We start from the raw sequence: 6231 nt of genomic DNA, 5'->3' as shown, positions 1-6231 counted from the left end.
GTTGAGCTCCCTGACCCACATCTCGACGTTAGGCGCCATACCGGCGGAACCATGCTGCAGGACCACGACCGGCAACTGACCAGAGTTCGTCGCGAGCCGGAGCTGTCCAGAAGTCGTCGTTGCCTTCCCGACGGCCTCACCGCGCAAAAATTGCGTATCCGATAGCGTCAAGGTGTTAATCGAATGCAGTTCGGTGCGTGCAGCCATATCCGGCAAGATGGGCTCGATATTCGCCTCGTCTGCCGACGGCACGGCTGCTTGTCTCCGCTCCACGCGCTCGTCGCTCATGACGCCCCCCGCCCGGGAAATCCGATGCCACATGTAGCAGAAAAATGGCTCGACGTTTGCCGAATGTCCGAGCTGGGTCAGAAGGCGACATCCGCGTGGTCGGGGTCGCGAGTCCGCTTTACCTCTCGAAAGCGGACATCCTGGATTTATGGCACCTTGGTCTGCGGCCGCGCGTCCGATCCGCGCATTACGTCAGCTCGTCCGGATCTTCGGCCGCGCGCATCCGCGAGATGGTGTCCTCGGTTGCATTTGGACCGGCCGCCGCGATCGCGATCTCGCGCGCCAAATTGGTGCATTCGGCCCACATCAGGAAGAACACCAGCGGCGGTCGTTCGCGCGCTTCCAGCAGTTGCCGGCAGCGCTCGGCCGCGCCGTCGATCGCCCACCACTGTTGGGCGACCACCATGACCCTGCGGAAGCTCCGCAACGTGCCGGAAAATTTTTGCGGATCCGCGCCCACGAGGGCGCCGCAATGGTTCAGCCAGTTCAGGCCAGCGTAGATCGCGATCCCGTAGTCTTCGATCGCGGTGCCGGTGAAATCGACGACGGTCTTGTCGTGCGCGCGCTGGCGCAGGAAAGCATCGATCATCTCCGCCTGGCGGGCCGGATCGACCAGCAGCGAGATGTCCTGCCGCGGCACCATTGGGACATAGCGCATCGCTTCAAGCCGCGTGTGCTCCCAGATCGCACTGATGTCGCCGAGCAGATCGCCGGACTTGCGTTTGCAGGCCGGATAGACCAGCACGCCATTGTCGGCGAGATCGAGATAGCGCGGGACCACCTTGTCGAGCGCGGCGAGAAACGCCAATGGATCGGTAAGGCCGCGCAAGTCGCTGGCGGCGTCCTCCGCTTGTGCAGGCTTGTTGCCGCGTGTCCAGCCGAAATTGGCCATCCCCGGACGCCCTGATCTCAACCCGGCCATCAGGTTAGTTGGAAAATGCGGCGAAGCAAATGCGGCATTTGCTGCTACGCCGCCGTGCGTGCCCGCCGCTGCCGGTTGACGCGAGAGACCGCCGCGCCTAGCTGATGGTTAATGGCGCAACGCAGGTTGTTGCCGCTTTCGGGACCTATCGCCATGACCGCTTCTGATCGGCAATCGCATTGGCAGACCGTCTATCTGACCAAGAGAGAGCAGCAGGTGAGCTGGTCGCAGGCCGATCCGCAGCCATCGCTGCGCCTGATCGAATCGGTTGCGCCCGGCCGCGACGCCTCGATCGTCGACATCGGCAGCGGAGCTTCGCGACTTGTCGATGTGCTGCTGGCGAGCGGCTTTCATGATGTGACCTTGCTCGATCTCTCCGAGGCGGCACTGGCGAACGCGCGGGAGCGGATCGGCGCAGCAGCTGACGCGGTGCACTGGATCGTAGGTGACGCAACGGTCTGGCAGCCGCAGCAGACCTTCGACATCTGGCACGATCGCGCGGCGTTTCACTTCCTGGTCGAGGAACCAGACCGCGCAGCTTATCTCGACCGGCTGCATCGCGGCGTCAAAGCAGGCGGGCACGCCGTGATCGGCACCTTCGCACTGGATGGCCCGGAGAAGTGCAGCGGCCTGCCGGTGCAGCGCTATGACCCCGCGACGCTCAGCAGGACCATTGGTCCGGCATTCGAGTTGATCGCGCATGAGGCGCACCGGCACGTCACGCCTTGGGGCGCGACGCAGTCATTCCAGTTCAGTGTGCTGCGGCGCAAGTGACCGGCCGCGGAGGGAGAGGTGAGATGACGGACGCGCCACGGACGATCGGCGAGATCGCGAGCTATCACGCTCATGTCTATTACGACCCCGCGGCCAGCCGGGACGAGGCGGAGCGGCTGCGCAACTGGATCGGCGAGCGCTTCCTGGTCACGCTCGGGCGCTGGCACGACGTCAAGGTCGGCCCGCACGATCAGGCGATGTATCAGGTGGCGTTTGCGGCCGAGCTGTTTCCGACCCTGGTGCCGTGGCTGATGCTGAACCACGGCAGCCTGAGCATCCTGGTCCATCCCAACACCACCAATCCGCGCCGCGACCACCACGACGATCCGCTCTGGATCGGCACGCCGCTCGCCGTCCACGCCGACAAGCTGCCCGAAGAGGCCGAGATGGAGCAGGCGCCGACGCCGAACACGTCGCCGACACTGCGTCCCTGAGCGTCGCGGCTGTTGCGTAAAGTTTGACGCAATTGTGCTGCAGCCAAGTCGTTTCAAACTCATCGCGTTCTGCAACGTGAGGTTAAGTCACGGTTCCTAGGCTCACCCGATAATTTTCAGGGGCGGGCGCATTTGGGCATGTTCTTTTCGTTTCGAAGCTGGTCGTTGTGGCGGGTGGTGGGACCGCTGCTGGCCATCGTGCTGCTGCTGGGCGGCCTGTCCGCGGGCAGCCTGCAGGTGATGTCTGCCGTCAGGGCCTACGTGGCCGGCGAAAGCATGTGGTCGAAGGGACAGAAGGACGCCATCCACTACCTGCAGACCTATGTCAGCACCGGCGCGCCGCTCTATCTGCAGAAATTCGATGCCGCGATCGCGGTGCCGCTGGCCGACCGCACGGCGCGGCGCGCTCTGGAAGCGCCGGGCAACAATGACGCCGTGGCGAGGGCCGGCTTCGCCAGGGCAGGCAATCATGATGACGACATCGGCGGCCTGATCTGGCTGTTCAAATATTTCCGCAAGATGCACCACGTGGCCGGCGCGGTGACGGCATGGCGTAGTTCGGATGGGTTGCTCGATCAGCTCATTGAAATCCGGAACGAGGCCGCGAACGACGTCGCGCTGCACGATCCGTCGGCTGCGACCATCAGGCACTGGGCCGAGCGGATCGGTACAGTCGATGCCGCGCTGAGCACGCTCGCCGTCGATTTCTCCGATCATCTGGGCAAGGCGTCGCGCCAGGTCTCCGCGCTGCTGCTGCTGGTCAACCTCGTGATCGCGGCCTGCCTTGCCGCCATCGTGCTGGTCCACACGAGGCGGATGCTGTGGCGGCGCTGGCTCGCCGAGACCGCGCTCGCGGTCGAGAAGGAGCGCGCCCAGCTCACGCTGGCGTCGATCGGCGATGCCGTCATCGTGACGACGCAGGACGATCGGGTCGACTACATGAACGCCGCCGCACAGCGGCTCATCGCGGCAGGGCAGGAGGTGACGGGACGGCCGCTGGCGTCGCTGTTCAACATTGCCGAGCAGCCGGTGCGCGGATCGTTCGACGCCGACGACGAAAGCCGGCCGCAGCTCCTGGTGCGGCCGGACCACTCCAGCGTGCCGGTCTCGGTGGTCGAGACCCCGATCGTGCATGCCGGCGAGCCGGCGGGCCGCGTCATGATCATTCACGACATGACCGCCGAGCGGCGGCTGGTCGAGGAATTGGCGTGGGCTGCCTCGCATGACGCGCTCACCGGCCTTGCCAACCGCCGGCAGTTCGAGTTCGAACTGCACAAGGCGATGTCGGGCTCGCCGGCCATCGGCGCCGACCTGATGCTGATCGATCTCGATCAGTTCAAGATCGTCAACGACACCTGCGGCCACATGGCGGGCGACCGGTTGCTGAAGCAGGTGGCAAGGCTGCTGGCGACCGAAGTCGGCGGCAGCGGCCTCGTCGCGCGTCTTGGCGGCGACGAGTTCGGCATTCTCCTGCGTGACGACGGCTCCGCGACGCACGACGTCGCTGCCGACGTTGCGGAGCGGGTCAGGGCGGTGATCGAGCAGTCGAACTTCATTTATGAGGGGTCGAGCTTCCGGATCAGCGCGAGCATCGGCCTGGTCGGGCTGGCCGACAGTGCCGGCGTGCAGGACGCGTTGCGGCTTGCCGACGTTGCCTGTTTCCTTGCCAAGGACAAGGGACGCAATCGCGTCCAGGAGCACCGCCCGTCCGACACCGGCATGGCCGTGCGCGTTGCCGAGATGAGCTGGGTCAATCGCATTCGCAAGGGACTGGATGAGGGGCGCTTCTGCCTCTACGAGCAGGAGATCCGCCCGGTGAACGGCGTGCTGAAGGGCAACGACCGGCGCGAGCTCTTGCCGCGCCTGCGAGACGAGAGCGGCGCGCTGGTGCCGCCCGGCAGTTTCCTGCCCGCCGCCGAACGCTACGGGCTGATGCCGCTGATCGACCGCTGGGTGGTTCGCCGTGCCTTCGAGATCATCGCCGAGCGCAAGCACCAGCCGCGCAAGATTGCGAGCTACGCCATCAACCTGTCCGGCGCCACCATCGGCGACAGCGACTTCGTCGACTTCGTCGCCGGGCTGTTCGCGCAGCTTGACGTTTCGCCGGCATCGGTGTGTTTCGAGATCACCGAGACCAGCGCAATCTCGAACCTCGACGAGGCGCAGAAGTTCATCGCGCGGCTGCGCGAGATCGGCTGCAGCTTCTCGCTCGACGATTTCGGCACCGGCATGTCCTCGATCGCCTATCTCAAGCACCTGCCGGTCGACATCATCAAGATCGACGGTTCGTTCGTGAAGGAGATCCTGAACAGCAAGGTCGATCGGGCGATGGTCGAGATGATCACCAAGACCGCGAAGATCATGCAGAAGCAGGTGGTCGCGGAATTCGTCGAGAACCTCGCGATCCTGGACGAGCTGCGCCAGATCGGGGTCGATTACGCCCAGGGTTACGCCATCGGGAAGCCGGTCCCGGTGCTCACCCTCTGGGAAGAAAAGATCGCCTGAGCTGCCGAAATCGTCCCGAATCGGGACCTTTTCGGTCAATTCAGCCCGCCCAAGGCTGATTCTCTGGCACTTTCCATCCGAAAAACGTTTAAAAAACCTCTCGTTGTGCGCTTTGTCTCGATTATGCCTTACTCTAATTCCCTGATATGATGAGTGATCGGTGAATCCCGGTGGGCCGGGTAACAGGCCCCAGAGCACCGAACTTGGGGATTGATGGGTCAACGAACGACGAAACCTGCCCGGCGTAAGTCGAGCCGCGGCATGTCGCTGGTGGGCAGCACGGCGTTTGCCGTGAGCGCGCTTGCCCTGTCGTCTGGCCTTGCCGCCTGGATGGTCGGCATCGACCCCACCGCTTGGCTTCACGGTCCAGCCCTCGCCAACACCTCAGCCTCGCTGAACTTCGACGATCGCTTCGGCGCGCGCTCCACGATCAATTCGGCCTCACTCTATTATCCACTGCGCCGCGGGTTCCGTTCGAGCCGCGGCGATTTCAATTCCGAGTTCGGCCAGATCGAGGACGCGCTGTCCGGCCAGCTGCGCGACACGCAGACCGAACTGCCGACCAGCCAGTCGGCGACGGCGTCCGTCGCCGCCACGACCACAGCGACGACGGCCACCGTGCCGATGCCGCGGTCGCGGCCGGCCGAGGCCAATCTGCTTGCGCGTAACGATCAGCCGCCACCGCCACAGGCGCCGGTGCAGCAGGGCGACAACCGGACGTTCCTGCAGAAGATTGCCGACATGATGCCGGGCAAGATGCAACTGGCCTCGCTCGATCCGAATGATGGATTGTTGTCCGGTCCGAGCCCCGACCTCGGCAAGCTCGGCTATGACAGCACGACGGCGGTCTACGACATCACCGGCCGCATCGTGTACATGCCCGACGGCACCAAGTTCGAGGCGCATTCAGGCCTCGGCAATCTGCTCGACGACCCGGCGCACGTGAATGCCCGCAACGCAGGCGCGACGCCGCCCGGCATCTATGAGATGAAGCCGCGCGAGAAGCTGTTCCACGGCGTGCCCGCGCTGCGCATGACCCCGGTCGATGGCAGCGACACGTTCGGGCGCGTTGGCCTGCTGGTCCACAGCTACATGCTCGGACCGAACGGCGACTCCAACGGCTGCATCTCGGTCAAGCACTACGACAAGTTCCTGCAGGCCTACCGCAGCGGCACGATCAAGCGCATCGCCGTCGTCATCAACATCAAGGATGTCCAGTCGGCCTCGACCCGCGCGGCGTCGAACTCGTAGGCCGCGCGCCGGCGCCTCCGGCAAATTGCGCAGGCTCCTGAAGAGTCCAACCTTCGA

The 6231-nt window shown here is 64.7% G+C and carries 5 protein-coding genes and 1 pseudogene; 4 read left to right on the top strand and 2 right to left on the bottom strand.

What is annotated here, in order from left to right:
- Both J6525_RS31970 and J6525_RS31965 read right to left on the bottom strand, forming a co-directional pair.
- A pseudogene (locus tag J6525_RS31970) lies at positions 1 to 288 on the bottom strand (hypothetical protein); the annotation flags it as partial.
- Positions 289 to 475: 187 nt separating this feature from the next.
- Positions 476 to 1180 carry a hypothetical protein gene (locus J6525_RS31965; protein WP_225647724.1) on the bottom strand — a complete coding sequence of 235 codons (705 nt, stop codon included), beginning with the start codon at positions 1178 to 1180 and terminating at the stop codon, positions 476 to 478.
- Between the two features lie 183 nt (positions 1181 to 1363).
- On the opposite strand from J6525_RS31965, the gene J6525_RS31960 reads away from it, so the two are divergent.
- The 4 genes from J6525_RS31960 (at position 1364) to J6525_RS31945 (ending at position 6174) form a co-directional block, all read left to right on the top strand.
- Positions 1364 to 1984: a class I SAM-dependent methyltransferase gene (locus J6525_RS31960; RefSeq protein WP_225647723.1), complete on the top strand. Its 621-nt coding sequence runs from the start codon at positions 1364 to 1366 to the stop codon at positions 1982 to 1984.
- A 23-nt stretch (positions 1985 to 2007) separates the two neighbouring features.
- Positions 2008 to 2418: a DOPA 4,5-dioxygenase family protein gene (locus J6525_RS31955; RefSeq protein ID WP_092085937.1), complete on the top strand. Its 411-nt coding sequence runs from the start codon at positions 2008 to 2010 to the stop codon at positions 2416 to 2418.
- Between the two features lie 138 nt (positions 2419 to 2556).
- Positions 2557 to 4923 carry a putative bifunctional diguanylate cyclase/phosphodiesterase gene (locus J6525_RS31950; RefSeq protein ID WP_225647722.1) on the top strand — a complete coding sequence of 789 codons (2367 nt, stop codon included), beginning with the start codon at positions 2557 to 2559 and terminating at the stop codon, positions 4921 to 4923.
- Between the two features lie 261 nt (positions 4924 to 5184).
- Positions 5185 to 6174 carry a DUF2778 domain-containing protein gene (locus tag J6525_RS31945; protein WP_225647721.1) on the top strand — a complete coding sequence of 330 codons (990 nt, stop codon included), beginning with the start codon at positions 5185 to 5187 and terminating at the stop codon, positions 6172 to 6174.
- The last annotated feature ends 57 nt before the right edge of the window (positions 6175 to 6231 follow it).

The sequence above is a fragment of the Bradyrhizobium australafricanum genome, from assembly GCF_020329495.1.
Taxonomy (GTDB): domain Bacteria; phylum Pseudomonadota; class Alphaproteobacteria; order Rhizobiales; family Xanthobacteraceae; genus Bradyrhizobium; species Bradyrhizobium australafricanum.
Note: the sequence above shows the minus strand (reverse complement) of the source record. Positions and strands in the feature narration are given on the sequence as shown.